Raw genomic sequence first — 24,938 nt, forward strand, 5'->3', positions numbered from 1 at the left:
CGCCCCTCCTCCAGGTTACCGGGCTTTTCGGCGCCGCCCACCGGACTACTGCTGGCGCAGCGCCCAGCCGCGGTCGCGCAGGTCCGCTGCCAGGCCCGCAGCCGCCCTGGGTTCCACCATCAGCTGCACCAGGCCCGCCTGCTGGCCCGTCGCGTGCTCGATCCGGACGTCCTCGATGTTGACCCCGGCCCGACCGGCATCGGCGAAGATCCGTGCCAGCTCGCCCGGCTGGTCGGAGATGAACACGGCCACCGTCTCGTAGGCCGCGGGAGCCGCGCCGTGCTTGCCCGGCACCCGGACCCGCCCGGCGTTGCCGCGCCGCAGGACGTCCTCGATGCCGGCCGCCCCGCCGCGCCGCTTGTCCTCGTCGGCCGACTGCAGGCCCCGTAGGGCTTCCACGGTCTCCTCCAGGTCGGCGGCGATGCCGGCCAGGACATCCGCCACCGGTCCCGGGTTCGCGGAGAGGATCTCCACCCACATCCGCGGGTCGGAGGCCGCGATCCGCGTCACGTCCCGTATGCCCTGTCCGCACAGGCGCACGGCCGTCTCGTCGGCCTCCTCCAGCCGGGCCGCGACCATGCTGGAGACCAGCTGCGGGGTGTGCGAGACCAGTGCGACAGCGCGGTCGTGCGCGTCGGCGTCCATGACCACCGGGACGGCCCGGCACAGCGCCACCAGCTCCAGCGCCAGGTTCAGCACCTCGTGGTCGGTCTCCCGGGCCGGGGTCAGCACCCACGGGCGGCCTTCGAAGAGGTCGGCCGTCGCCGCGAGCGGCCCGGACTGCTCCTTGCCCGCCATCGGGTGCGTACCGATGTACGTCTTCGTGTCCACGCCGAGGGCGTCCAGCTCCCGGCGGGGGCCGCCCTTGACGCTGGCCACGTCCACGTAGGCGCGGGCCAGGTCCCGGCCGATCGCGTCGGCGAGGGCCGCGGCCACGTGGGCCGGCGGCACGGCGATGATCGCGAGGTCGGCCCGGCCCTCGCAGGGCTCCTCCGAACCGGCGCCGAGCGAGGCGGCCGTACGGACGTTCGCGGCGTCGCGGTCGACCAGGTGGACGGCGATCCCGCGGGCCGAGAGGGCGAGGGCCGCGGAGGTGCCGATCAGTCCGGTTCCGATGACGACGGCGGTTCTCACAGGCACTCCAGAGAGGGTAGGACCAAGGTCGTCTCTTTTGGATCTTGCCGGTCAGGTCCGCGTCGTCCGGCGCCGTGCCTCGGCGCGCTGCCGGGGCTCCCGCGTACTGGACGTACCCGGGTGCCCCGGCAGCGCGGCGAGGTGCGGTGCCGGGCGGCGCGGGCCCGGCAAGATCCGAAAGAGACGGCCTTGATCGGGACGGTGGCGGCGGTGCCTGCTCCAGGGTAGCCAGCCGGGACGCGGAAGGGCCCGGCCGTCCGCCCGGTGGGACGGAGTGCCGGGCCCTCGCCGCAGCCGACTGCCCTACAGGTTCTGCTGCTTGATGATGTCCTCGAGCGAGCCGGTCGGCAGCGAGCCGGCCGGGCTCAGCTTGTCCACGGCCTGCGGCAGCGCCTGCGCGATCTGCGCGGCCGCGTCCTCCTGGCTGACGCCGGCCTGCTCGGCGACCTTCTGCAGGGTGTCGCCCGGCAGCGCCTCGGCGATCTGCGCACCGCTGACCGGCTGGTTCTCTCCCGTGCCGACCCAGGACTGGGCCTGGTCCACCAGGCCCGACTTGGTCAGCATGTCCATCAGGCCACCGAGCGGGTTGTTCGCGCCTCCGCCGGCCGCCTGGGCTCCGCCACCGCCGCCCATGAGCGCGCCGAGCAGTGCGCCGAGGATGTTGCCCCCACCGCCGCCGCTGCCGCCCTGTCCGCCGCTGCCGCCACCGAGGAGGCCGCCGAGAAGGGAACCGAGGTCATTACCCGCCATGGTGCTGCCTTTCGAAGAGGGACCGGGGCGCGCGGAAGAGGGCGTACCCGGCTTCGAGATACGGACAATGTCACCCAGACCGGGCGGGTCCGCCACTTGGAGCAGAACGGGGCACGGGACGGCGCACAGAACGGGGCGGCCGTTGCGGTAGAACGATCGGCATGATCTTCCACCTCGTACCGCTCGCCGACTGGACCGCCGAGCCCGCGCTCCCGTACGCCCCCGCCTCGCTCGGCTCCGAGGGGTTCGTGCACTGTTCGGCCGACCCGCAGACGGCGCTCGCGATCGCCTCCTCGCACTACGCGGACGTACCGGGCACCCTGCTGGCCCTGGAACTCGACGAGCTCGCCCTGGCCGCGGAGGTCCGGCGGGAGGGTGAATCGGGGGCCCGCTACCCGCACGTCCACGGTCCGCTGAACCGGGACGCCGTGATCCACGTGTGGGAGGTCGTACGCACACCCGGTTCCCCGGCCGAGCTCGCCCCCTGGCGGCCGGAGAACTGACCCGGCGAGAGCGTGGCGGGGTTCCCCGAACCCCGTTCACACGCCAGGATGCCTCTCGCCATCCGTGGATCACCCGAGGAGAACCCATGAGCGACCCCAGCCCCACCGCCCGGCGCACCGTCCTGGCGGCCGGCGCGACCGTCCTGGCGGGCGGCGTGCTCACCGCGTGCGCAGGCGGCGACGACACGAAGAAGCCGACGGCCGAGGGCGGCAGCTCGCCCACCGCGCAGTCCCCGCAGGCCTCTGCGCCCGCCTCGGCTCCGGCCGGCGGGGGCAAGACCCTGGTCAAGGCCGCGGACGTACCGGTCGGCGGCGGCACGGTCCTCAAGGACCAGAAGCTGGTCGTCACCCAGCCGACGGCCGGTTCCTTCCGCTGTTTCACGGCGGTCTGCACGCACCAGGGCTGCCTCGTGAGCAAGGTGGAGGCCGGCACCATCGACTGCCCGTGCCACGGCAGCAAGTTCCAGGTCGCGGACGGGGCGGTGGCGCACGGCCCGGCCACCCGGCCGCTGGCGGAGCAGAAGATCGTGGTCTCCCCGGCGGGCGAAATCTCGCTCGCCTAGCGGTGACCTGCCGCTTTAGGCTCCACGGATGAACGACAAGCCGACGCCCGAGCCGCTCGAACTCACCCTGGTCAGGGACCACACGGTCTACGCGTGCGTGATGGGTTCGAGGGCGTTCGGCCTGGCGACGGCGGCGAGCGACACCGACCGGCGCGGCGTCTACCTCGCCCCGACCCCGCTCTACTGGCGCTTCGAGAAGCCGCCGACGCACGTGGAGGGGCCGCGGGACGAGGAGTTCTCCTGGGAGCTGGAACGCTTCTGCGAGCTCGCCCTGCGCGCCAACCCGAACATCCTGGAGTGCCTCCACTCCCCCCTCGTCGAGGAGCTCACCCCGGTCGGAGAGGAACTCCTCGCCCTGCGCGAGGCGTTCCTCTCCCGTCGGGCCCACACCACCTTCAGCCGGTACGCGGCCACCCAGCGCGGCAAACTCCTCGCGGACCTCCGCAACCAGGGCGCCCCGCGCTGGAAGCACGCCATGCACCTGCTGCGCCTGCTCCTGTCCTGCCGCGACCTGCTGCGCACGGGCCGCCTGGTGATCGACGCGGGCCCCCACCGCGACCGCCTCCTCGCGGTCCGGCGCGGCGAGTTCACCTGGGACGAGGTCGACGCCTGGATGACCCGCCTGGTGGAGGAAACGGAGTCCGCCCTCACCACGACCCCGCTCCCCGAGGACCCGGACCTCCCCCGCGTGGCGGACTTCCTCCTGCGCAGCCGCCGCGCGTCGGCGCTCGGCCGGGGCTAGACCGGCCGGGCCGTCTCCGCCGCAAGCGCGCCCGGCGCCCGGTGCCGTACGACGAACTCGTCGAGCGCGTCGAACCCGCTCGCGTGCTCCGGCAGCCCCGACCGCTCCTGCGCCGCCGCCAGCACCCCCTGCAGGGCCTCGAAGTCCCGCTCCACCCGTCCCGCCTCGAGCCCCACGGCCGCTCCGTGCTCGGCCTCGACCTTGGCCTCGATGAGCCCCGCCAGGTACCCGGGGGCCTCCGGGACCTCGTCCAGCAGCGTCGGCAGGTGCGCCTGGACCTGTGCCGAACGCATCAGGTGGATTCCGGTGAGCAGCGCCCGGAAGGTGTACAGCAGCGGCTTGAGTTCGGCCGTCCTGCCGAAGAGCCGCCACTGGGTCTTCGCGAATCCCTGGTAGTGGTGGGCGTGGTGCGAGGTCAGGACCCCGGGGGCCAGCGAGACCAGCTCCTGGTGCGCCGGGGTGGTGTGCGCCACCAGCGGGGACAGCAGCTGCTCCAGGACGTAGCCGTTGCGGTTGAGCATCAGCCGGACGAACTTGCGCACGTCGTGCGTGACCAGGTCCATCTCGGTGCCGTCGCGGAACCACATCCGGCTGCGGGTCTCCTCGGGATCGCGCAGGCCGAGCAGGTCCGCCGCGGGCAGCAGGTGGACTCCGCGCAGGTCGATGTCGGAGTCCCGGGAGGGGAATCCGTACAGGTGGGCGCCCGAGACCGTCGCGAAGAGCAGCGGGTCGGGCTGCTCCTCGACGACGGACGTCAGGTCGAAACTCAGTGCATCCAGCATGGATCAAGCATCCCAGAGTGCGCCGAAGGCCAGCAGTTCGTCCCGGTACTCGATGCCGCCCTCCCAGTCGCGGGGCCAGACGTCGGCCCCCAGGTGGGCGCCCGCGAAGGCGCCGGCCAGGCAGGCGATGGAGTCGGAGTCCCCCGAGGTGCAGGCCGCGCGGCGCAGGGCCAGGAGGGGTTCTTCCGGGAAGAGCAGGAAGCACTGGAGGGCGGTGGCCAGGGCCTCTTCGGCGATCCAGCCCTCGCCCGTGGTCAGGCAGGGGTCCGTCTCCGGGGACGGGTTCCGCAGGGCGGCGGCCAGCCGGTCCAGGACGCCCAGGCACTCGTCCCAGCCCCGCGCGATGAAGGACTCCGCCGAGGCGTCGGAGGAGGTGCGCGTCCAGAGGTCGCCGAGCCAGCGCTCGTGGTAGCGGGTGCGGTTCTCCAGTGCGTAGGAGCGCAGCAGGCCGACCAGGCCGGTCGGTTCGGTGCCCTGCGCCAGCAGGTACACGGCCCGCGCGGTGAGGTCGGAGGCGGCCAGCGCCGTCGGGTGGCCGTGGGTGAGGCCGGACTGGAGCTGGGCCGCGCCGGCCCGCTCCTCCTCGGTCCAGCCGGGCACGAGCCCGGCCGGTGCCACCCGCATGTTCGCGCCGCAGCCCTTGGAGCCGAGCTGGCTGGCGTCGCGCCAGTCCCGCTCGGGGAGGTTCAGGAGGCTGCAGGCCCTCAGGCAGGTGTTGCCCGGCGCCCGGTTGTTGTCCGGGGAGTGGTACCAGTCCACGAACTCCTCGCGGACCGGGCGGGCGAGGCTCAGCGGTCCGACCCGGCCGCGGTCCGTCGCGGTCCGTATGCCCCGGGCGAAGGCCAGGGTCATCTGGGTGTCGTCCGTGACGATGGCCGGGCGGGGCAGGGCCATCTGCCGCCACGGTCCGGTCTTCGCCAGGATCCCGGGTACGTCGTGGAACTCCGTGGGGAAGCCGAGCGCGTCCCCCAGGGCGAGGCCGATCATGGCGCCCGTCGCCGCTCGCTTCGCGGTCTTCGTCATCGCGTGGGTCCTTCCATGGGGCGGAGCAGGGGCGGGTGCAGGGTGGTCGCGGGTCCGGGCCGGTACAGGGCGGCGGGTTTGCCGCGGCCCCCGGTGAGCCGGGCGGCTCCGGGCACGGCCTCGACGAAGCCGGGCGTGGCCAGCACCTTGCGGCGGAAGTTGGGCCGGTCCAGGGCGGTGTCCCAGACGGTCTCGTAGACGGACTGGAGCTCGCCGAGGGTGAATTCGGGCGGGCAGAAGGCGGTGGCCAGGCAGCTGTACTCCAGCTTGGAGCCCACCCGGGAACGGGCGTCCGCCAGGATCTCGGCGTGGTCGAAGGCCAGTGCGGAGCCCGCGCCCGGGCCCGCGCCGGACGCCTCCCCCACCGGAACCCAGCGGGCGCGGTCCGCGTCCCCGCCCCCGCCGGCCGCCGGTTCGGGCAGGTCGGGGACCAGGGCGGTGAAGGCCACCGAGACCACCCGCATCCGGGGGTCGCGGTCCGGTTCGCTGTAGGTGCGCAGCTGGTCCAGGCGCAGCGCGGCGACCAGTTCCGCCGACAGGCCGGTCTCCTCGGCCAGTTCGCGCCGGGCGGCCGTCTCGGCGGATTCCCGGGGCAGTACGAAGCCGCCGGGCAGCGCCCAGGCGCCCGCGTACGGTTCCTGGCCGCGGCGGATCAGCAGGACGTGCAGGAGTCCGCCGCGGACGGTGAACACCGCCAGGTCCACGGTCACCGCGAACGGCTCGAAGGCGTAAGGGTCATAGCCGGGGCCGGCACTCGCGCTCATCGGCTGTCCTCCCGTACCCGCTCGGGCAGGGGGGCGGCGAAGTGCCAGCCCTCGGCGAGCAGTTCGTCCACGGCCGCCACGGCCGTCGCCAGCCGCGTCTCGCGGTCCCCGCTGACCACCAGGAAGCGCTGGCCGGTCCGCTCCAGCTCCTCCCGGAACCGTCCGGTCATCCAGGGCCGCAGCTGCGGCCCGTCGCGCAGCCCGTCGTCCTCGAAGGGCACGTCCGCGTGGTCGGTGAGCAGGTACAGGTCCCGGCGGGTCCCGGCGGCGATCCGCTCGACCTCTTCGCTGCGCCCGCCCATGTACCGCTCGTGCCAGATGCCGGTGGCCAGGGAGTCGGTGTCGCAGAAGAGGACCGGCGACCCCAGCCGGGCCGCGCGTTCCTCCTCCTCGTCCTGGCGCCGTGCGATCACCGGGAACTCCTGCGAGGTGAAGCTGACATCGGCCCAGGTCGCCGCGGGGTCCGCCGCGCGGGCCGCGGCGAGCCGCTCCTCGCTGTAGCGCCGGCCGTACTCCTCGACCCAGCCCGTCTTGGCCCAGACCCCGCCGCGCCCCCGCCAGTGTTCCGCCAGCGCCCGCGAAAGGGTGGTCGTACCGGTGGACTCGGCGCCGAGTACGACGATCCGCCGGGTCAGGGCGGCCCGTACGGCGGGTCCCAGGAACTCCCAGTTCCCGGCCGGGTCCGCCCGTACCGCCGTTCCGGACACCGGGAAGAGGGTCCGGTCCCGGTCCACGCAGACCTCCTCGGCCCCGAACCGCCGCGCGAGCTCGGTCCCGTACTCCTCCGAGGTGAAGACGGCGTCGATCCGGTGGCCCACCGCGCGCCGGAAGATCGCCATGTGCGCCTCCCAGACCGCGGGGTCGTGCAGGTCGACCGGGATGTCGTCGACCGCGCCGACGACCTCGGCTCCCGGGTGCGCCTCGCGCATCCAGGCGACCCGGTCGGCGAGCGGCACCGATTCCACGGAGGCCGCGCAGACGAGCACGGTCAGGCGCTCGCACTGGTCCTGGGCGGTGCGCACCAGGTGGTGGTGGCCGGCGTGCGGCGGATAGAACTTGCCGAGGACCAGGCCGCGCTCGTACAGGGGCTCGCCGTGGGCGGGCTTGTCGCGGCGCCTCATGCCGTCGCCCCCAGGGCCTTACGGGTGTCCCGTGCGGGGAGCGCCCGGCGCCAGCCGAGCAGTCCGGCCACGCACAGGGCGAGGAAGACCACGTAGAGCAGCGAGGTCAGGTAGAGCCCCTTGTAGACGTACAGGGGGATGTAGACGAGGTCGGCGGCGATCCACAGCCACCAGGATTCGAGGAGCTTGCGGCACTGCCCGTAGGTGGCGGCGAGCGAGAGCCCGGTGGTGAGCGCGTCCCAGAACGGGACGGTGGAGTCGGTGGCGCGGCCCAGCAGGAGCGTCAGCCCGAGCACCCCCACCGCCCCCGCCGCGGCCAGCCAGCCCCATTCGGCGGCCGTGGTGCGGCGCACCGGCAGGGCTTCGGACGATCCTGGTCCACCCCCGTGGGTCCAGGACCACCAGCCGTACGCGGCGAGGGCGATGAAGACGATCTGCAGCCCGGCGTCGGCGTAGAGGCCGGTCTCGGGCCGGACGAAGAGCACGATGAAGAAGATGTTGTTGGCGATGCCGATCGGCCAGTTGGCGATGTGCTGCCGGGCGACCAGCCAGACGCACAGAGCCCCTGTGGCGAATCCGAGGATCTCGGTCCAGCTCGTTTGCCACCCCATGACAGCCCCACTCCCTTAATAGTCATGTTGACTATAAACAGGGTCGGGGGCGCCGCACAAGCTGAAATACGGCCCCGCAGACGCGGAAAACCCGCGGCGCCCGAAGGCGTCGCGGGTTTTCCGGTGGTGCGGGGGGTGGGCCTTACAGGCCGACCTCGCGCATGAGCATGCCGACCTCGGTGTTGGTCAGGCGGCGCAGCCAGCCGGACTTCTGGTCGCCCAGCTCGATCGGGCCGAAGGCGGTCCGGACGAGCTTCTCGACCGGGAAGCCGGCCTCCGCCATCATGCGGCGGACGATGTGCTTGCGGCCCTCGTGGAGGGTCACCTCGACCAGGTAGTTCTTGCCGAGCTGGTCGACGACGCGGAAGTGGTCGGCGCGGGCGTACCCGTCCTCCAGCTCGATGCCGTCCTTGAGGCGCTTGCCGATCTCACGCGGCAGCGGGCCGGTGATCGCGGCGACGTAGGTCTTCTTCACGCCGTACTTCGGGTGCGTGAGGCGGTGGGCCAGTTCACCGTGGTTGGTGAGCAGGATGATGCCCTCGGTCTCGGTGTCGAGCCGGCCGACGTGGAAGAGACGCGTCTCACGGTTGGTGACGTAGTCGCCGAGGCACTGGCGGCCGTCCGGGTCCTCCATGGTGGAGACGACGCCGGCCGGCTTGTTCAGCGCGAAGAACAGGTACGACTGGGTGGCGACGGTCAGGCCGTCCACCTTGATCTCGTCCGACGGCTGGACGCGCTTGCCCTGCTCCAGCACGATCTGGCCGTTGACCTCGACGCGGGCCTGCTCGATGAGCTCCTCGCACGCACGGCGCGAACCCATGCCGGCACGGGCGAGCACCTTCTGCAGACGCTCCCCCTCCTCCTCGGCGCCCGGGAAGGTCTTCGGGGTCTTGATCACGGGCTTGTCGGCGTACCGGTCGCGCACGCGCTCCTCGATCCGCGCCTCCAGCTCGCGCGGCTTGGACTGGCCGCTGCGGGAGCCGGGGCCGATGCGCGGGCCGCCCGCGCCGCCGATGCCGGGGGTACGGGAGACCTTGGGGCCGCCCTTGGCGCCACCACGGGCCGCCGCGCCACGCGCACCGCCACCGCGGTTGCCGTCGGCCGCGCCGCGGGCACCGCCGCCGCCCGCCTTGGCTCCGCCGCGGCCGTTGCGCTCGCCCTCGGGGCCCACGTCGTAGCGACGCTCCTCGGGGCGGGGGTTGCGGATGCGGGGGGCCTGCTCGCGGTCGCGGTCACGCGAGTCGGAGCCGCCTCCCTGGTAGCCACCGCCCTGGTAGCCGCCACCGCTGGAGCTGCCGCCGCTGCGGTAGCCGCCGGAGGAGCTGCCACCGGAGGAGCCGCCACCCTGGTAGCCGCCACCGGAGCTGCCGCCGCGCGAGCCGCCACCCTGGTAGCCGCCACCGGAGGAGCTGCCACCGCTGCGGTAGCCGCCGGAGGAGCTGCCACCGGAGGAGCCGCCACGGGAGCCACCGCCCTGGTAGCCACCGCCGGAGCTGCCGCCGCGCGAGCCGCCACCCTGGTAGCCACCGCCGGAGGAGCCGCCGCGCGAGCCACCGCCCGAGCCGCTGCCGCCGCCGGAGCCGCTACCGCGGTAGCCACCGCCGCCGCTGCTGCCGCCCGAGCTGCCGCCGCGGGAGCCACCGCGCGCGCCGCCACCACCGCCGCTGCTGTTCCTGTTGCCGCCACCGTTGCCGTTGCCGCTGCTTCGCATCAAAGTTCCGTCGTCTTGTCGTCTTCATCGGTATCCGGAGAGTCCGGATCGAACGACGGAACACCCTCTTGCGTCTCGGCTTCGATCGCGTCCGCCTCGGGGAGGAAGGGCGCGAGCTCCGGGAGCTCGTCCAGGCCACGCAGGCCCATCCGCTCCAGAAAGTAGTTCGTCGTCCTGTACAGGATCGCACCTGTTTCGGGTTCCGTCCCCGCCTCCTCCACCAGACCCCGCTGGAGGAGGGTGCGCATGACCCCGTCGCAGTTGACTCCGCGGACCGCCGAGACCCTCGAGCGGCTGACCGGCTGGCGGTACGCGACGACGGCCATCGTCTCCAGGGCCGCCTGGGTGAGCCGGGCCTGCTGGCCGTCCAGTACGAAGGCCTCGACCGCCGGCGCGTAGGCCCCGCGGCTGTAGAACCGCCAGCCTCCGGCGACCAGCCGGAGCTCGAATCCGCGGCCCTGGATCTCGTACTCGTCCACGAGCTCGCGCAGCGCCTGCGCGACCTCCCGGGGGGTCCGCTCCAGCACCTTGGCGAGGTGCGCCTCGGTCGCCGGCTCGTCCACGACCATGAGGACGGCCTCCAGCGCCGGCTTCAGGGCCAGCGCGGCAACCTCGCCGCCTCCCGCCGGGCGCGCGCCCTCCCCCGTACCGCTCGTTCCCGCGATCACTCCTGGACCTCCACGATCCGGTCGAACTCGTCCGTCACCTTCGGCATGCCGTCCCCGTCCCCGCCGCTCCAGCGCACGGTGAGCGTGTTCAGGGCCTCTTCCTGGTCCAGGACCACCGCCTTCTCCCGGTAGAGCTCCAGGAGGGCCAGGAAGCGCGCGACGACGGTGAGGGTGTCGCCCGCGTCCTCGGTGAGTTCCTGGAAGGTGGCCTCGCCGCGCGCCTTGAGCAGCGCCACGACCAGCCCGGCCTGCTCCCGGACGCTCACCAGCGGTGCGTGGATGTGGTCCACGTAGACCTGGGGCCTGGCCCGCGGCTGCATGGCCTTGACGGCCAGCCGCGCGAGCCCCTCGCCGCCGATGCCGATGACCACCTCGGGCAGCAGTTCGGCGAGGCGGGCCTCCAGGGCGACGGTCCGCGGGTAGCGCTTGCCCTCGTTCTCCGCCCGCTCTTGGAAGATCTCGGCGATCCGTTTGTACGCCCGGTACTGGAGCAGCCGCGCGAAGAGCAGGTCCCGGGCCTCCAGCAGCGCGAGGTCGGCCTCGTCCTCGACCTCGGCGACGGGCAGCAGCCGGGCGGCCTTCAGGTCGAGCAGGGTGGCGGCGACGACCAGGAACTCGGTGGTCTGGTCGAGGTCCCAGTCGGGCCCCATGGCACGGATGTGCGCCATGAACTCGTCGGTGACCTTCGAGAGCGCGACCTCGGTGACGTCGAGCTTGTGCCGGGAGATGAGCTGCAGCAGCAGATCGAAGGGCCCCTCGAAGTTGGCGAGCCGCAGGGTGAACCGCCCGTCACCGGCCTCACCGGGCCCTTGCGGGGCCTCTGTGGGCCGCTCTACGGGGCCTACGGGGCCCGCGGAGCCGCCCGGGGCCGCCGGGGACCCGGGGAGCGCCTCCTGCGCCGCTACGGGGACGCCCGGGCCGCGGCCCAGCGGGCGGCGGGACGGGTGGCCGGGTTCGGCGGGAGAGGGCATCGCGGTCCAGGGTGGTGCGGAAGGGAGCGGCCGGTCGGGCCGGGCGGCCTGCGCCCAAGGCTCCCACGCACGGCCGTCGCCCCGGCACGGGGACCCGCCGGGGCGGGTCCACCGGGGCCCCGGGCGGCGGTGGCCGGACCCCGCCCGGACTTCGACGGACGGAGTCCGGCGCAGCGGCGCGAAGCCGGTGAGGCCCGCCAGGGCCGAGCCGTGCGAGCGGCGCGTCAAAAAGGAGTCAGCGACCCCGCAGGCGGCGCACCAGGATGCTGGCGTCGCCGCGGGATTCCAGGTCCGCCAGGACCACGGCCACCGCTTCGCGGACGATGCGGCCGCGGTCGACCGCCAGACCGTGTTCCCCGCGCAGCACCAGCCGCGCGTGTTCCAGGTCCATGAGCTCCTCGGCGGAGACGTAGACCGTGATCTTCTCGTCGTGCCGCTCGCGCCCGCTGGGCCGCCGGTTCGCACCGCGGCCCTGTCCCTTGACCCGACCGGGCGAAGGGGCCGGGACGGCGACGCCACCGGAACCTTCCTGCGGACGCCGCTGCGCGCCCACTCCCGGCTCCGTACCGGCCGCCGCCTCCCGGCTGCGGCCCTCCCCCGCCGTGCCCTCCGCCGCCGACGCGGCGTGCTCGACTCCCCGCGACGCCGGCGAGGACGACGTGAGCGCCATCCCCCCGGTCGTACGGAACAGTTCGTCGGCTCCGGGCAGACTCACTCGGCGGGACACCGGGCGAGCACCTCCCTGGCCAGCTGGCGATAGGCGGCGGCGCCGACGGAGTTGGAGGCGTACGTGGTGATCGGCTCACCGGCGACCGTGGTCTCCGGGAAGCGCACCGTGCGGCCGATGACCGTGTGGTAGACGTGGTCGTCGAAGGCCTCGACCACGCGCGCCAGCACCTCCCGGCTGTGCACCGTACGGGAGTCGTACATCGTGGCGAGGATGCCGTCGAGCTGCAGGTCCGGGTTGAGCCGCTCCTGCACCTTCTCGATGGTCTCGGTCAGCAGGGCCACACCGCGCAGCGCGAAGAACTCGCACTCCAGCGGCACGATGACCTTGTGAGCCGCCGTCAGGGCGTTCACGGTCAGCAGACCGAGCGAGGGCTGACAGTCGATCACGATGTAGTCGTAGTCGGCCATCAGGGGCTTCAGGGCCCGCTGCAGCGTCGATTCGCGCGCGACCTCACTGACCAACTGCACTTCCGCAGCGGACAGGTCGATGTTGCTCGGCAGCAGGTCCATGTTCGGAACCGCCGTCTTGAGCAGCACCTCGTCGGCCGACATGCCCCGCTCCATGAGCAGGTTGTAGACCGTCAGGTCGAGCTCCATCGGGTTCACGCCGAGACCCACGGACAGCGCGCCCTGGGGGTCGAAGTCGACGAGCAGCACGCGGCGCCCGTACTCGGCGAGAGCGGCACCCAGGTTGATGGTCGACGTGGTCTTGCCCACGCCGCCCTTCTGGTTGCACATCGCGATGATCGTCGCCGGACCGTGGTCGGTCAGCGGACCCGGGATCGGGAAGTACGGCAGCGGGCGTCCGGTCGGGCCGATCCGCTCACGGCGCTGGCGGGCAGCGTCGGGGGCGAGAGTGGCCGCGTACTCGGGGTCCGGCTCGTACTCCGCGTCGGGGTCGTAGAAGTGCCCTTCGGGCACCTTGTCGTAGTCGGCGAAACCCACGGGCTTTTCGCCGCTCAGGTCGCCGGCCCTGGAGTTCACGTCTAGGCCGTCCATGCTCTTTTGGGGCGTCGTCATGCGCTGGTGGTTTGCGAAGGTGCGGACTGCGACGGAGCCGACAGCTTCGATTCCGGCAGGGCCCTGACCCCGCGCAGGCGTACCTGCTCGACCACCCCCAGGAGCAAATGTCGACTCATTCACAAGTCGTCTTACCTCCTCGGACGTGACCAGGACACTTATCGATAGGTCAGCGTGGCACCATGCCGACGGTTGGCGACTCTATGGCGTGTCACCACTCAGCGGCAACACAATCCGCCGGACCCGGCACGATGTGTCGGCAACCGAACACCACTCTGTCAAGGGCGTACGAGCTGTCGCCGGGAAGTTTCGCAGGTGTGCGAAAGGGTTAAAGGGTTACGTTCGAGGCGAGTTGAGCGGCCCCGGCGCCCGCCCCGCAAACACGTCCGGCCGGACCTTGCGGGCAAGGTCCGGCCGGATACGTGAGATTGACGTCAGTCGTTGACGGAGCGGCTCGGAATCAGCCGAGGAGCGTGCTCAGCTCGAGGGTCTGGAGACCGTGGGCCTCGGCGACCTCGCGGTAAACGACCTGGCCGTCATGGGTGTTGAGGCCCAGGGCGAGCGCCGGGTCGCGACGCAGCGCCTCGACCCAGCCGAGGTTCGCGAGCTGCACGATGTAGGGCAGCGTGGCGTTGGTGAGCGCGTAGGTGGAGGTGTTCGGCACCGCGCCCGGCATGTTCGCGACGCAGTAGAAGACCGAGTTGTGGACCTGGAAGGTCGGCTCGGCGTGGGTGGTCGCGCGGGAGTCCTCGAAGCAGCCGCCCTGGTCGATCGCAATGTCGACAAGGACACTTCCAGGCTTCATCTTGGCGACGAGCTCGTTGGTGACCAGCTTGGGGGCCTTCGCACCCGGGATGAGGACCGCGCCGATGACGAGGTCGGCCTCGACCACGGCCTTCTCCAGCTCGAAGGCGTTGGAGACGATCGTCTTGATCTTCGTGCCGAAGATCTTGTCGGCCTCGCGGAGCTTGTTGATGTCGCGGTCCAGCAGGGTCACGTGGAAGCCCATGCCGACGGCGATCTGCACGGCGTTCCAGCCGGAGACGCCGCCACCGATGACCACGCACTCGCCGGCGTGGGTGCCGGGCACGCCGCCCGGGAGGACGCCGCGGCCGCCGACCGAGCGCATCAGGTGGTAGGCGCCGACCTGCGGGGCCAGCCGGCCCGCGACCTCGGACATCGGGGCGAGCAGCGGGAGGGCGCGGTTCGCCGTCTCGACCGTCTCGTACGCGATGGCGGTGGTGCCGGACTCCAGCAGGGCGTCCGTGCACTCGCGGGAGGCCGCGAGGTGCAGGTAGGTGAAGAGGGTCTGGTCCTTGCGGAGGCGGTGGTACTCCTCCGCGATGGGCTCCTTGACCTTCAGCAGCAGGTCCGCGGTCGCCCAGACCTCGTCGGCGGTGCCCAGGATCTCGGCGCCGGCCGAGACGTACTCGGCGTCCGTGATCGAGGAGCCCACACCGGCGTTCTGCTCGATGAAGACCTGGTGGCCGTTGCGGACCAGCTCATGCACGCCGGCGGGCGTGATGGCGACCCGGAACTCGTTGTTCTTGACCTCGCGGGGGATGCCGACCTTCATCGTGGCTCACGGTCCTTGGCTCAGGGGATGTTTCGGGGTACTTCCATACAAACCCGTTTACAAGAACACGCAACGGGATGCCCCAGGGACTGCCCTGGTGAACCCAGTCTAATGAAGGACGAGCTGCTGTCTAGCCTTGCAAACCAATAATCTCAGTCGGAACCACTACGGATTTCGCAGGCTGCGGGGTCATCTCCCAGCAATCTGTCGGCCGCGGACCGGTGCAGCCGGGCCGCCGCGGGATCGCCGAGCCGGTCGAGGGTGTCGGCCAGCCGCACCTGGAGCGCGGCCTGAAGCCGCAGGTCCCCGGCCTTGCGCGCGAGCTCCACCGCCTCACGGCAGGTGTGCAGCGATTCCTCGGGCCGCCCCGCGTACTCCTGGACCCGCGCCATTTCGCTCAACGCCTTTGCCTGGCCCGGGACATCGGCGAGCCTGCGGTACCCGGCGGAGGCCGCCCGCCAGCTCCGCAGCGCCTCCCCGTACCGGCCTGCGTACGTGTGTACGTTCCCGAGCCGTCCGTACAGCCTCGCCTCGTCCGCCCGCTCCCCCCGCGCGAGGGAGTGCGACAGGGCCCGGCCGAACCAGTCGGAGGCCCGGTGCCAGTCCGCGAGCTCCTGGTACGCGCCGCCTACGGATTCCATCGCGCGGCCCGCCGCGTACGGGTCATTCGCCGCCCTTCCCGCGTCCAGCGCGGCCCGGTAGCGCTCCAGCGCCTCCTGCGTACGGCCGGTCTCGGCGTCCAGATCGGCGAGGTTCAGCAGCGCGGCGGCCTGTTCCCGGTGCAGATCGCGCCGCTGGGCCACGTCCAGGACCAGCCGGTGCAGCCCGTACAGCTCGGGAGCGGCCTCCGCGGTGCCGCGGTGGTCGGACAGGGCCCCGGCGAGCGCCGCGACCAGGCGCCGGGCCAGGGTGTCCAGCTCCCCGTCGGCGACGGCCAGGGAGGCCGCCGCGGTCAGCGCGGGCAGCCGGGTGTCCAGCCAGGTCGCGGCGGCCCGCCGGTCGGCGAAGCGCAGGGCGCGCGGCAGCCCGTCCAGCTTCTCCGGGACACCGAGACCGCTGCCCTCGTCGTCCTCGGCCATGGCTCGGCAGGAGAGCAGCAGCCGTACGGTGCGCTCCAGCATCCGGGCCCGGGCCAGCTGGACCTCGGCGGGGCGCTCCTTGGCCTTCAGCAGGGCCTGGAGCAGGGGCGCGAGGCAGCCGGGCAGCAGGAACAGCCCGTCGTGGGCGCTGCGTACGAGGCCCAGCGCGGCGAAGTCCTCCAGGATCGACTGCGCGGCGGCCACGGAGCAGCCGGCCAGGGCGGAGGCGGTGTGCGAGTCGACGAGCCCGGCCGGGGCAAGCGGAAGCAGCCTCAGGGTCCGCTGGGCGGGCTGCGGCAGGGACTCGTAGACGAGCCGGAAGGTCCGGGCGAGGGGGCCGCTGGTGCCGGCGGGCATGTCGTGGAGCTGCTTGGCCACATCGGTGATGGAGGCCTTGGGGTGTGCGGCGAGCCAGCCGCCCGCCAGGCTCAGTGCGGCGGGCTGGCCCCCGCACTCCTCGGCGAGGGCTTCGGCGGCGCGGGGGTCGTTGGCCACCCGGATGTCGCCGATGCGCTGGACGAGCATGCGGACGGCGGAGGGGGTGTCCAGGCCCCCCAGGGTGCAGGGGCGGACATCCGGAATCCCGGTGAGGGGGCCCTCGGCGGTGACCACGACCAGGCACTCGGGGGTGTCCGGCAGCAGGGCGTCGACCTGGTGCGGGTCGGCGGCGTCGTCGACGAGGAGCACCGCCCGGCGGCCGGCGAGGGTCGTGCGCAGGACGGAGCTGAGCTCGTCCTCGGCGGCTCCGGGCGGGGTGGGCTGGCCGAGCCCCTCCAGGAGCGTGCGAATGGCGCGCTCGGTGGCGACGGCCTCGCCGCCGGGGGCGGTGAGGCGGACCTTGTGCACCCCGTCCGGATAGTCGTCGGCGATCTCGCGCACCAGGGCTTCGGCAAGGGCGGTCCGGCCCGATCCCGGCCGCCCGGCGACGAGCAGGACCCGGGCCCGCGGCGCCTTGGCCTTGCGGCCCGAGAGGGTGTCGAGCCCGGTCCGCGCGATGTCCTCGCGCAGCTCCTTGAGCTCACGCCGCCGCCCGACGAAATCCGTCACGGATCCGCTCCTCTCGCTGCCTTCGGATTGCGAGCGTAGTTCACGCAGAGCGACGACCCGGGTGGAGCGCGGCGGACAAATCGCCCGATCGGATCAACCGATGGTGGGCTTTTCCGTGTGGACGGGGTGCCGGCACCGCCACCTGGCGTAAGGGTCGGCGAGCGGGTGCGGGTGGTCGGTCCTGCGGGGCGAAGTCCCCTGCCCGCCCTTCCACCATCCCCCAGACTCCGTCCGGGGGGACCCCCAGCCGGGCTCCGCCCGGACCCGGTCCTCAAACGCCGGACGGGCTGGATTTCGGAGCCCCGGGAACGGCGCCGCGCGGGCTACGCCTCGTACGGGCGCGCCGGCCACGGGGCCTGCGCCGGGCGCAGGGAGTCGAGGCCGCCCTCGGAGGCAAGGGCCGCCGACAGGGCCAGGACCCCCGTCACCATCCCCGGGTTGCCGAGCTCGCCCGCCAGTACTCCGTGCACCAGCTCGGGCAGCGGCACCCAGGCCACCTCCATGTCCGCCTCCTCCGAGCCGGACTCCTCGTACCGCTCCCCCTCCGCGTCCGAGACGCCGCGGGCCAGGAAGATCCGGATCGCCTCGTCCGAGCCGCCGGGCGAGGCGTAGAAGTCGGCCAGCACCCGCCACTCCTCGGCCTTGACGTGTGCCTCCTCGTAGAGCTCGCGCTGCGCCCCGTGCAGCGGGTTCTCCCCCACCACGTCCAGCAGGCCCGCCGGGAGCTCCCACAGCCGCCGCCGCACCGGGTGGCGGTACTGGCTCAGCACCAGGACCCGCCCCGTGTCGTCCAGGGCCAGTACGCACACCGATCCCGGGTGCACCTGGTAGTCGCGGCGGGCCAGGGACCCGTCCGGCATCCGGACCTGGTCCGATGCCACCGCCGTCTTCGCGCCCTGGAACGGCCGCTCCGCCGACACCGTCTCCCAGGATTCCGCCGTGTCCTTGATGTCCATGCCCCGAAGCCCTCCACAACGCGCGACAGCCGGGGTACGGATCTCCGTACCCCGGCTGCCAACGTTATGCGGTCGAGCTGCTACTTCGCGGCCTGCTGGCGCTCCACGGCCGCCTTGACCAGACCCGCGAACAGCGGGTGCGGGCGCGTCGGGCGCGAGCGCAGCTCCGGGTGGGCCTGGGTGGCCACCAGGTAGGGGTGCACCTCGCGCGGGTACTCGACGTACTCGACCAGCTTGTTGTCCGGGGAGGTGCCGGAGAAGACCAGACCGGCCTTCTTCTCCAGCTCGCCGCGGTAGGCGTTGTTGACCTCGTAGCGGTGGCGGTGGCGCTCGTCCACGTACGCCTGGTCGCCGTAGACCTCGCGCACGATGGAACCCTCGGCGAGCTTCGCCGGGTACATGCCCAGGCGCATGGTGCCGCCCAGGTCGCCCGCGCCCTCGACGAAGGCCAGCTGCTCCTCCATCGTGGAGATCACCGGGTTGGGGGTGGAGGCGTCGAACTCGGTGGAGTTCGCGTCCTCGATGCCCGCCAGGTTGCGCGCGGCCTCGATGACCACGCACTGCAGACCCAGGCACAGGCCGAGCAGCGGGATCTTGTTCTCGCGGGCGTAGGTGATCGCGCCCACCTTGCCGTTGACCCCGCGGTCGCCGAACCCGCCGGGCACGCAGATCGCGTCCACGTCGCCGAGCGCCTCAGCGGCGCCGGCCGGGGTCTTGCAGTCGTCGGAGGTGACCCACTTGATCTCGACGCGGGCCCGGTTGGCGAAACCGCCGGCGCGCAGCGCCTCGGTCACCGACAGGTAGGCGTCCGGCAGGTCGATGTACTTGCCGACGAGCGCGACCTTGACCTCGTGGTCGGGGTTGTGGACCCGGTCCAGCAGGTCCTCCCACACCGTCCAGTTGACGTCGCGGAACGGCAGGTCGAGCTTGCGCACGACGTAGGCGTCCAGGCCCTCGGTGTGCAGCACCTTGGGGATGTCGTAGATGGACTTGGCGTCGATCGCCGCGACCACGGCCGCCTCGTCGACGTCGCACATCAGCGAGATCTTGCGCTTGATGGAGGTGGGGACCTCGCGGTCGGCGCGCAGCACGATGGCGTCGGGCTGGATGCCGATGTTGCGCAGGGCCGCCACCGAGTGCTGGGTGGGCTTGGTCTTCAGCTCGCCGGAGGGGCCGATGTAGGGCAGCAGCGAGATGTGCACGACGAAGACGTTGTCGCGGCCGACCTCGTGGCGGACCTGGCGGACCGTCTCCAGGAACGGCAGGGACTCGATGTCGCCGACGGTGCCGCCGACCTCGGTGATGACCACGTCGACGTCCGCGGTCGCCATGCGGCGGATGCGGTGCTTGATCTCGTTGGTGATGTGCGGGATGACCTGCACGGTGTCACCGAGGTACTCGCCGCGCCGCTCCTTGGCGATGACCTGCGAGTAGACCTGGCCGGTGGTGACGTTGGCCGAGCCGTCGAGGTCGACGTCGAGGAAGCGCTCGTAGTGACCGATGTCCAGGTCGGTCTCGGCGCCGTCGTTGGTGACGAACACCTCGCCGTGCTGGAAGGGGTTCATCGTGCCGGGGTCGACGTTCAGGTACGGGTCGAGCTTCTGCATCGTGACCCGCAGACCGCGCGCCTTCAGCAGCGCACCCAGGCTGGAGGCCGTCAGGCCCTTGCCGAGAGAGGAGGCGACACCCCCGGTGACGAAGATGTGCTTGGTCGTCATGGCTGTGCTGTTTCGAGAAGCAGCGGACGGCATCGCCAAGAGGGGGCTCCCGTGGGTCGCGAGGTGAGGTGCGTCCGGCGCCTGCCACCGTCGATCCGGAGGGGTCTCAGGGGGCGCCGAAGCTGCGGTTTCGGGGCTCCTGATTCGCACAGGCAGACCACCGGTCCACGGGATACCAGCCTATCAGCGCCCGGGCCGGTCCGCTTCCGGCCACGCGCCGGAGCCTGTCCGGACCCTCGTCACGGGGACATCGTTCCTGCTCACCCGTTCGGCCGAGCGCCATTGTCCCGGGACTCAGCTGGATCACTAGGGTTCCGTCTTATCCTGCTCGGAGATCGATCAATACACCGTCGAGCAGCCCCGCGAACGGCGTAACCCGACCGGTTCCGGAATTATGGGCGGGGCGCGGCGTTCCACACACAGAGGGACGGGAGCTCTGCCCTACCGCGCGACCGCGCAATGCCAGCGCCCTACGGGGCGGACGTGCTGTTCGACTGGAGATGCAACGTGTCCGGGCGCATCGAGGATTACGCACTGATCGGGGACATGCAGACCGCGGCTTTGGTCTGCCGGGACGGGGCAGTGGACTGGTTGTGCCTGCCACGTTTCGACTCCCATGCTGTTTTCGCGAGCATCCTCGGTACCGAGGAACACGGGTTCTGGCGGATCGGTCCGGCGTTCCCGGCCGGCGCCGAGGCCCCGCGCGCCTCGCGCCGCCGCTACCGAGGTGACTCGCTGGTCCTGGAATCCGAGTGGGACACCCCGCGCGGCACGGTCCGCGTGATCGACTTCATGCCGCCGCGCGAGAACCACGCCCCGCAGATCATCCGCATCGTGGAGGGCATCAGCGGGCGCGTCCCGATGCGCTCCGCCCTGCGGATGCGCTTCAGCTACGGCCGCGTGGTGCCCTGGGTGCACAAGGTCGACGGACGTACGGTCGCCGTCGCGGGCCCCGACTCGGTCTGGCTGGACACCGAGGCGCAGACCTACGGCAAGGACCTGACCACGTACTCCGACTTCACCGTCGGCCCCGGCGACCGGATGGCCTTCTGCATCAGCTGGCAGCCCTCGCACAAGGAGCCGCCGCAGCAGCCGGACGCCGAGGAGGCCCTGACGGCCACCACCGGGTTCTGGCACGACTGGGTCGAGCAGTGCACGTACCACGGCCCGTACCGGGAGGCGGTGATCCGCTCCCTGATCACCCTCAAGGCCCTCACGTACGCCCCCACGGGCGGGATCGTCGCCGCGCCGACCACCTCCCTGCCCGAGGAGATCGGCGGGGTCCGCAACTGGGACTACCGCTACACCTGGCTGCGCGACGCCGCCATCACCCTCTCCTCGCTGCTGCGCACGGGGTACCGCGACGAGGCCGCCGCCTGGCGGGACTGGCTGCTGCGCGCGGTGGCCGGTGACCCGGAGAACCTGCAGATCATGTACGGGATCGCGGGTGAGCGGGAGCTCGGCGAGACCGAGCTCGACTGGCTGCCGGGGTACGAGGGCTCGCGCCCGGTCCGGGTCGGCAACGGCGCCGCCGGGCAGCTCCAGCTCGATGTGTACGGCGAGGTCACCGAGGCCCTGCACCTGGGCCACATGACGGGTCTGGCGCGCAACGACTACGCGTCCTTGCTCCAGCTGAAACTGATCCGCTACCTGGAGACCCACTGGGACCAGCCGGACGAGGGCATCTGGGAGGTGCGCGGCCCGCGCCGGCACTTCGTGCACTCCAAGGTGATGGCGTGGGTGGCCGTGGACCGCACGATCAAGCTGATCGAGAGCGGGGACGCGGACGGGCCGCTGGAGCGGTGGCGCGAGCTGCGCGACGAGATCCACCAGGACGTGTGCGAGAAGGGCTACGACAAGGAACGCAACACGTTCACGCAGTCCTACGGCTCCAAGGAGCTGGACGCCTCCCTCCTGCTGATCCCGCAGATGGGCTTCCTGCCGCCGGACGACAAGCGGGTGATCGGCACGATCGAGGCGATCCAGCGCGAGCTGTCCACCCCCGACGGCTTCATCCTGCGCTATCCGACGGCGGGCGAGGAAGCGGGCGTGGACGGCCTGGAGGGGGACGAGGGGGCCTTCCTCGCGTGCTCGTTCTGGATGGCCGACGACCTGGCGATGATCGGCCGCGTCGACGAGGCCCGCCGCCTCTTCGAGAAGCTCCTCTCGCTCCGCAACGACCTGGGCCTGCTCGCCGAGGAATGGGATCCCAAGCTCCAGCGGCAGGTGGGCAACTTCCCCCAGGCCTTCAGCCACGTCCCCCTGATCGACACGGCCCTGCGGCTCACGGCGAGCGGGGCGTACGGGGGGTAGGCGCGCGGGGGCGGAAGCATTCGGCGGCGGCGCCTGCGAGGGGGCGCCGCTCGCCGCGCCCCCGGCAACACCCCCGCCTACGCTGGAGTGGTCCCATGGCTCCGCGCGGAAAGGGGCGACAGCGATGGCCCCCACTTCGAAGGCGGGCACGGCCCTGACCGCGCTCCGCGAGGACCTCGCCGGCGAGGTGTTCGCCCCCGGCGATCCGGGCTACGACGAAGCCCGCACGATCTTCAACGCGATGATCGACCGGCGCCCGGCGGTCATCGCCCAGTGCGAGAGCGAAGCGGACGTGGTCACCACGGTCCGCTTCGCCCGTGAGCTGGACCTCCCCGTCGCGGTCCGCGGCGGCGGCCACAGCGTGGCGGGGATGTCCCTCAACGACGGCGGGGTCGTCGTCGACATGCGCCGGATGAACGAGGTCACCGTGCACCCGGGGGCGAAGGCCGTCCGGGTGGCCGGCGGCGCGGTGATGAGCCACCTGGACCGGGCCTGCCAGCCCTACGACCTGGCCACCACCGGCGGCCGCGTCTCCACCACGGGCGTCGCGGGCTTCGTACTGGGCGGCGGATCCGGCTGGCTGGACCGGGACTTCGGGCTGGCCGTGGACAACCTGCTCGGCGTGGACCTGGTCACCGCCGACGGGAGCACCCTGACCGCGACCGCCGAGGACCATCCGGAGCTGTTCTGGGCCCTGCACGGCGGCGGCGGCAACTTCGGCGTGGCCACCTCCCTGACGCTGCGCCTGCACGAGCTGCCCGAGTACGCGATCTGTCTGCTGCTCTACCCGCCGGAGTCGGGACCCGAGGTGCTGCGCGCGTACCGGGAGCTGATCGCCACCGCCGGACCCGAGGTCAGTGGCGGCGTGCTCTACATGACCGGCCCGCCGGAGCCCTTCGTGCCGGAGCACCTGATCGGGACCCTGCTCGCGGGCGCCCTGGTGACGTACGCGGGCGGCGAGGAGGCCCTGCGCAAGATCGCCGGGCCGCTGCTGGCCCTGCCGCACGTGGCCGAGGTGCTGACCGCGATCCCGTACCCCGACTTCCAGTGCATGATGGACGATCCGCCCGGACTGCGGAACTACTGGTCCGCGGAGTACCTGACCGGTCTCCCGGACGAGCTGGTGGACGTGTTCTGCGCCCGCGCGGACACGATGCCGGTGCCGACCGGCACCCAGCACGTGATGTTCCCGCTGGGCGGCGCCATCGCGCAGGGCCCCACGGAGTTCCCGGTTCCGTACCGGGACTCCCCGTGGGCCGTGCACCCCTTCGGCATCTGGGAGGACCCCGCCGACGACGCCCGCTGCCGCCAGTGGGTCAAGGACGTACGGGCCGACGTGCAGCCGTGGAGCAGCGGCGCGGTCTACCTCAACTTCACCGGCGACGAGGGCCCGGAGCGCGTGGTGGCCGGGCTGGGCGCGGACAACCTGGCCCGGCTGGGTGCGGTGAAGCGGACGTACGACCCGGACAACGTCTTCCGCTTCAACCACAACATCAAGCCCGCTTGAGCCCCTCGGTCAGACGGTCAGGGCGGTGATCACCTCCTTCGCCGCCCGCTCCCCCTCGGTGGCCCCGCCTTCCATGAAGCCCTGGAAGTCGTAGCTGCAGTGTTCGCCGCCGATGTGGATCCGGCCCTGAGCGGTGCCCTCGTACTTGGCGTACTTGTGGAGGTAGCCGGTCGGCCAGTACGAGTACGCGCCCAGGGAGTACGGGTTGCGGTGCCAGGCCGAGAGCTGCGCGCGCCCGGTCCAGGCGGCCTTGGTGCCGGGGAAGAAGGCGTCGATCCCGGTGAGCATCCGGCCCGCGAGGGTGCGTACGTAGGGGTCGGAATCGGTGGCGAAGGGACTGCCCGGGGTGAGGGAGCCGGCCAGGGTGCCGCCGCCGTACTGGAGCAGGATGCCCGCGTTGCCGGGCTGCACCTTCGTGGTGTCCCAGGTCTGCTGGACCTCGGTGTCGGTGAAGCAGTCCCCCGCGGAGACCCCCGGCCAGGGGCCGGTGCCGCGCCAGGGGCGGCTGGTGAACTGCATGTTGAGCTTGGTGCAGTAGCCCATGCGCGCATCGCGCAGCAGGTTCTTCATCAGCGGGTCGAAGCCGGCCCCGGTGAGGTCGATCCGCTGCAGGATCGGCAGCGGCAGGCACAGGATCGTGTGGTCCGCGACGACCGTCCGGGTGGCGCCCGCGTCGTTGAAGGTCAGCGTCTGGGTGCCGTCGGCGGCCACGCGCACGGCGGTCAGCTCGCGGCCCATCACGAGCGAACCGGCGGGCAGGGCCTTGGCTATGGCGTTCGGCAGCTGATCGTTGCCGCCGGTGATGTGGTAGCGCTCGTTGGACAGGCCCCAGACGTTGAAGTTGCCGGGGTTGGACTGGTAGCCCATGAGCAGGACGAGGGCGAGCGCGGACTGCTGATCGGTGTCGGCCCCGTACTCGACGTTGTAGGCGACGTCGATGAAGCGGCCGAGCTGCGAGCCGTGGCCGCCGGGGATCCGGGTCTCGATCCACTGGTACAGGGTCATGTTGTCGAGGGCGGTGCCGGCGGGGGTCGTCGAGTTCCAGGAGACCTCGCCGGCTTCCTGGAGGTCGCGGTGCAGCGCCTGGTAGACGGCGTTGAAGTCCACGTCGGCCTGCTCGCGCGGGTAGTACGTCCCGTTGAACCAGAGGACTTCCTCGGCCCCGTTGGGCCCGCCGCCGAGGAAGTCCTCGGTGGGCAGGTTGAAGCGGCGGCACAGCTCCAGGATCTTCTTGTGGCTGGTGTCGATCAGCTCGCCGCCGATCTCGGAGGTCTGCCCGTAGCCCCACAGGGAGCGCTGGCTCCACATGCGGCCGCCGACGCGGCTCGGGTTGGCCTCGTAGAGCGTGCAGTTCACCCCGGCGTCCTGGAGGGTGAGGGCCGCGGTCAGCCCCGAGATGCCGGCGCCGACGATGGCGACCCGGGCGGGGGTGACGGGCTTCTTCTCCGGGAGCGCCTCCACCGCGTGGGCGGTGGCGCCCGCCGAGGAGGCCAGGGCGGTGCCGAGGCCGAGGGCGGCGGCCCGGCCGAGCAGCTGGCGGCGGGTGGATCCGCGGACCTCTGCCACGGGCAGGCCCAGGCGGCGGGCGGCGGCGTGTTCGGCTGCGAGTTGTCGCAGCGCGTGCATCAGCGGAGTACGGGCCATGGCGGT

The 24,938-nt window shown here is 72.2% G+C and carries 22 protein-coding genes; 5 read left to right on the top strand and 17 right to left on the bottom strand.

What is annotated here, in order from left to right:
- Nucleotides 1-45: 45 nt before the first annotated feature.
- The gene (locus OHU74_RS07625) at nt 46-1,134 is read right to left on the bottom strand and encodes a prephenate dehydrogenase (RefSeq protein WP_330300837.1); all 1,089 of its coding nucleotides are present in this window, start codon (nt 1,132-1,134) and stop codon (nt 46-48) included.
- Nucleotides 1,135-1,437: 303 nt separating this feature from the next.
- Nucleotides 1,438-1,962 (bottom strand): YidB family protein, encoded by a 525-nt coding sequence (locus OHU74_RS07630; protein WP_371619603.1) that lies wholly within the window; start codon nt 1,960-1,962, stop codon nt 1,438-1,440.
- An 83-nt stretch (nt 1,963-2,045) separates the two neighbouring features.
- Here OHU74_RS07630 and OHU74_RS07635 point away from each other — a divergent pair, with 83 nt between their 5' ends.
- The 3 genes from OHU74_RS07635 (at nt 2,046) to OHU74_RS07645 (ending at nt 3,692) form a co-directional block, all read left to right on the top strand.
- Nucleotides 2,046-2,387, top strand: coding sequence for a DUF952 domain-containing protein (locus tag OHU74_RS07635; protein WP_371615183.1), 342 nt, complete (start codon nt 2,046-2,048; stop codon nt 2,385-2,387).
- A gap of 86 nt (nt 2,388-2,473) precedes the next feature.
- Nucleotides 2,474-2,950, top strand: coding sequence for a Rieske (2Fe-2S) protein (locus tag OHU74_RS07640; RefSeq protein ID WP_371615184.1), 477 nt, complete (start codon nt 2,474-2,476; stop codon nt 2,948-2,950).
- Nucleotides 2,951-2,978: 28 nt separating this feature from the next.
- Nucleotides 2,979-3,692 (top strand): DNA polymerase beta superfamily protein, encoded by a 714-nt coding sequence (locus tag OHU74_RS07645; RefSeq protein WP_371615185.1) that lies wholly within the window; start codon nt 2,979-2,981, stop codon nt 3,690-3,692.
- Here OHU74_RS07645 and OHU74_RS07650 read toward each other — a convergent pair.
- The 14 genes from OHU74_RS07650 to OHU74_RS07715 form a co-directional block, all read right to left on the bottom strand.
- Nucleotides 3,689-4,474 (bottom strand): DNA polymerase beta superfamily protein, encoded by a 786-nt coding sequence (locus OHU74_RS07650; RefSeq protein WP_371615186.1) that lies wholly within the window; start codon nt 4,472-4,474, stop codon nt 3,689-3,691. The two genes, OHU74_RS07645 and OHU74_RS07650, sit on opposite strands and share 4 nt — an antisense overlap.
- A 3-nt stretch (nt 4,475-4,477) precedes the next feature.
- Nucleotides 4,478-5,497 (bottom strand): ADP-ribosylglycohydrolase family protein, encoded by a 1,020-nt coding sequence (locus OHU74_RS07655; protein WP_371615187.1) that lies wholly within the window; start codon nt 5,495-5,497, stop codon nt 4,478-4,480.
- On the bottom strand, nt 5,494-6,261 hold the full coding sequence (locus OHU74_RS07660) for an NUDIX domain-containing protein (RefSeq protein WP_371615188.1): 768 nt from the start codon (nt 6,259-6,261) through the stop codon (nt 5,494-5,496). The genes OHU74_RS07655 and OHU74_RS07660 overlap by 4 nt, the downstream gene beginning before the upstream one ends.
- Nucleotides 6,258-7,382 carry an AAA family ATPase gene (locus OHU74_RS07665; RefSeq protein WP_371615189.1) on the bottom strand — a complete coding sequence of 375 codons (1,125 nt, stop codon included), beginning with the start codon at nt 7,380-7,382 and terminating at the stop codon, nt 6,258-6,260. Before OHU74_RS07665 ends, OHU74_RS07660 begins: the two co-directional genes overlap by 4 nt.
- The gene (pnuC, locus tag OHU74_RS07670; protein ID WP_371615190.1) at nt 7,379-7,993 is read right to left on the bottom strand and encodes a nicotinamide riboside transporter PnuC; all 615 of its coding nucleotides are present in this window, start codon (nt 7,991-7,993) and stop codon (nt 7,379-7,381) included. The genes OHU74_RS07665 and pnuC overlap by 4 nt, the downstream gene beginning before the upstream one ends.
- A gap of 142 nt (nt 7,994-8,135) precedes the next feature.
- Nucleotides 8,136-9,704 (bottom strand): pseudouridine synthase, encoded by a 1,569-nt coding sequence (locus OHU74_RS07675; protein WP_371615191.1) that lies wholly within the window; start codon nt 9,702-9,704, stop codon nt 8,136-8,138.
- Nucleotides 9,704-10,372, bottom strand: coding sequence for an SMC-Scp complex subunit ScpB (scpB, locus tag OHU74_RS07680; RefSeq protein WP_371615192.1), 669 nt, complete (start codon nt 10,370-10,372; stop codon nt 9,704-9,706). Before scpB ends, OHU74_RS07675 begins: the two co-directional genes overlap by 1 nt.
- Nucleotides 10,369-11,343 carry a ScpA family protein gene (locus OHU74_RS07685; RefSeq protein WP_371615193.1) on the bottom strand — a complete coding sequence of 325 codons (975 nt, stop codon included), beginning with the start codon at nt 11,341-11,343 and terminating at the stop codon, nt 10,369-10,371. The genes scpB and OHU74_RS07685 overlap by 4 nt, the downstream gene beginning before the upstream one ends.
- 235 nt (nt 11,344-11,578) lie before the next feature.
- Nucleotides 11,579-12,070: a hypothetical protein gene (locus OHU74_RS07690; RefSeq protein ID WP_330295667.1), complete on the bottom strand. Its 492-nt coding sequence runs from the start codon at nt 12,068-12,070 to the stop codon at nt 11,579-11,581.
- Complete coding sequence (locus OHU74_RS07695) at nt 12,055-13,215, bottom strand: ParA family protein (protein ID WP_371615195.1); 1,161 nt, start codon at nt 13,213-13,215, stop codon at nt 12,055-12,057. Before OHU74_RS07695 ends, OHU74_RS07690 begins: the two co-directional genes overlap by 16 nt.
- Before the next feature lie 337 nt (nt 13,216-13,552).
- A complete protein-coding gene (ald, locus tag OHU74_RS07700; RefSeq protein ID WP_371615196.1) occupies nt 13,553-14,668 on the bottom strand; it encodes an alanine dehydrogenase in 1,116 nt (371 codons plus the stop codon).
- Nucleotides 14,669-14,820: 152 nt separating this feature from the next.
- Nucleotides 14,821-16,794 carry a tetratricopeptide repeat protein gene (locus tag OHU74_RS07705; RefSeq protein ID WP_371615197.1) on the bottom strand — a complete coding sequence of 658 codons (1,974 nt, stop codon included), beginning with the start codon at nt 16,792-16,794 and terminating at the stop codon, nt 14,821-14,823.
- 323 nt (nt 16,795-17,117) lie between these two features.
- Entirely contained in the window at nt 17,118-17,750 is a 633-nt protein-coding gene (locus OHU74_RS07710; protein ID WP_371615198.1) for an NUDIX domain-containing protein, read from the bottom strand.
- A gap of 80 nt (nt 17,751-17,830) precedes the next feature.
- Nucleotides 17,831-19,501, bottom strand: coding sequence for a CTP synthase (locus tag OHU74_RS07715; protein ID WP_371619604.1), 1,671 nt, complete (start codon nt 19,499-19,501; stop codon nt 17,831-17,833).
- A gap of 474 nt (nt 19,502-19,975) precedes the next feature.
- Between OHU74_RS07715 and OHU74_RS07720 the strand changes: the two genes are divergently transcribed.
- Both OHU74_RS07720 and OHU74_RS07725 read left to right on the top strand, forming a co-directional pair.
- Nucleotides 19,976-21,781, top strand: coding sequence for a glycoside hydrolase family 15 protein (locus OHU74_RS07720; RefSeq protein WP_371615199.1), 1,806 nt, complete (start codon nt 19,976-19,978; stop codon nt 21,779-21,781).
- A 124-nt stretch (nt 21,782-21,905) separates the two neighbouring features.
- The gene (locus tag OHU74_RS07725) at nt 21,906-23,288 is read left to right on the top strand and encodes an FAD-binding oxidoreductase (protein ID WP_371615200.1); all 1,383 of its coding nucleotides are present in this window, start codon (nt 21,906-21,908) and stop codon (nt 23,286-23,288) included.
- Nucleotides 23,289-23,297: 9 nt separating this feature from the next.
- Here the strand turns inward: OHU74_RS07725 and OHU74_RS07730 are convergent, their stop codons facing one another.
- Nucleotides 23,298-24,932 (bottom strand): FAD-dependent oxidoreductase, encoded by a 1,635-nt coding sequence (locus OHU74_RS07730; protein ID WP_371615201.1) that lies wholly within the window; start codon nt 24,930-24,932, stop codon nt 23,298-23,300.
- Nucleotides 24,933-24,938 lie beyond the last annotated feature (6 nt).

Source organism: Streptomyces sp. NBC_00454 (assembly GCF_041434015.1).
Taxonomy (GTDB): domain Bacteria; phylum Actinomycetota; class Actinomycetes; order Streptomycetales; family Streptomycetaceae; genus Streptomyces.

Coding starts and splice junctions, on each gene's coding strand:
- OHU74_RS07635 (WP_371615183.1), top strand. CDS start 2,046: ATGATCTTCCACCTCGTACCGCTCGCCGACTGGACCGCCGAGCCCGCG.
- OHU74_RS07640 (WP_371615184.1), top strand. CDS start 2,474: ATGAGCGACCCCAGCCCCACCGCCCGGCGCACCGTCCTGGCGGCCGGC.
- OHU74_RS07645 (WP_371615185.1), top strand. CDS start 2,979: ATGAACGACAAGCCGACGCCCGAGCCGCTCGAACTCACCCTGGTCAGG.
- OHU74_RS07650 (WP_371615186.1), bottom strand. CDS start 4,474: ATGCTGGATGCACTGAGTTTCGACCTGACGTCCGTCGTCGAGGAGCAG.
- OHU74_RS07655 (WP_371615187.1), bottom strand. CDS start 5,497: ATGACGAAGACCGCGAAGCGAGCGGCGACGGGCGCCATGATCGGCCTC.
- OHU74_RS07660 (WP_371615188.1), bottom strand. CDS start 6,261: ATGAGCGCGAGTGCCGGCCCCGGCTATGACCCTTACGCCTTCGAGCCG.
- OHU74_RS07665 (WP_371615189.1), bottom strand. CDS start 7,382: ATGAGGCGCCGCGACAAGCCCGCCCACGGCGAGCCCCTGTACGAGCGC.
- pnuC (WP_371615190.1), bottom strand. CDS start 7,993: ATGGGGTGGCAAACGAGCTGGACCGAGATCCTCGGATTCGCCACAGGG.
- OHU74_RS07675 (WP_371615191.1), bottom strand. CDS start 9,704: ATGCGAAGCAGCGGCAACGGCAACGGTGGCGGCAACAGGAACAGCAGC.
- OHU74_RS07685 (WP_371615193.1), bottom strand. CDS start 11,343: ATGCCCTCTCCCGCCGAACCCGGCCACCCGTCCCGCCGCCCGCTGGGC.
- ald (WP_371615196.1), bottom strand. CDS start 14,668: ATGAAGGTCGGCATCCCCCGCGAGGTCAAGAACAACGAGTTCCGGGTC.
- OHU74_RS07710 (WP_371615198.1), bottom strand. CDS start 17,750: ATGGACATCAAGGACACGGCGGAATCCTGGGAGACGGTGTCGGCGGAG.
- OHU74_RS07715 (WP_371619604.1), bottom strand. CDS start 19,501: ATGCCGTCCGCTGCTTCTCGAAACAGCACAGCCATGACGACCAAGCAC.
- OHU74_RS07725 (WP_371615200.1), top strand. CDS start 21,906: ATGGCCCCCACTTCGAAGGCGGGCACGGCCCTGACCGCGCTCCGCGAG.
- OHU74_RS07730 (WP_371615201.1), bottom strand. CDS start 24,932: ATGGCCCGTACTCCGCTGATGCACGCGCTGCGACAACTCGCAGCCGAA.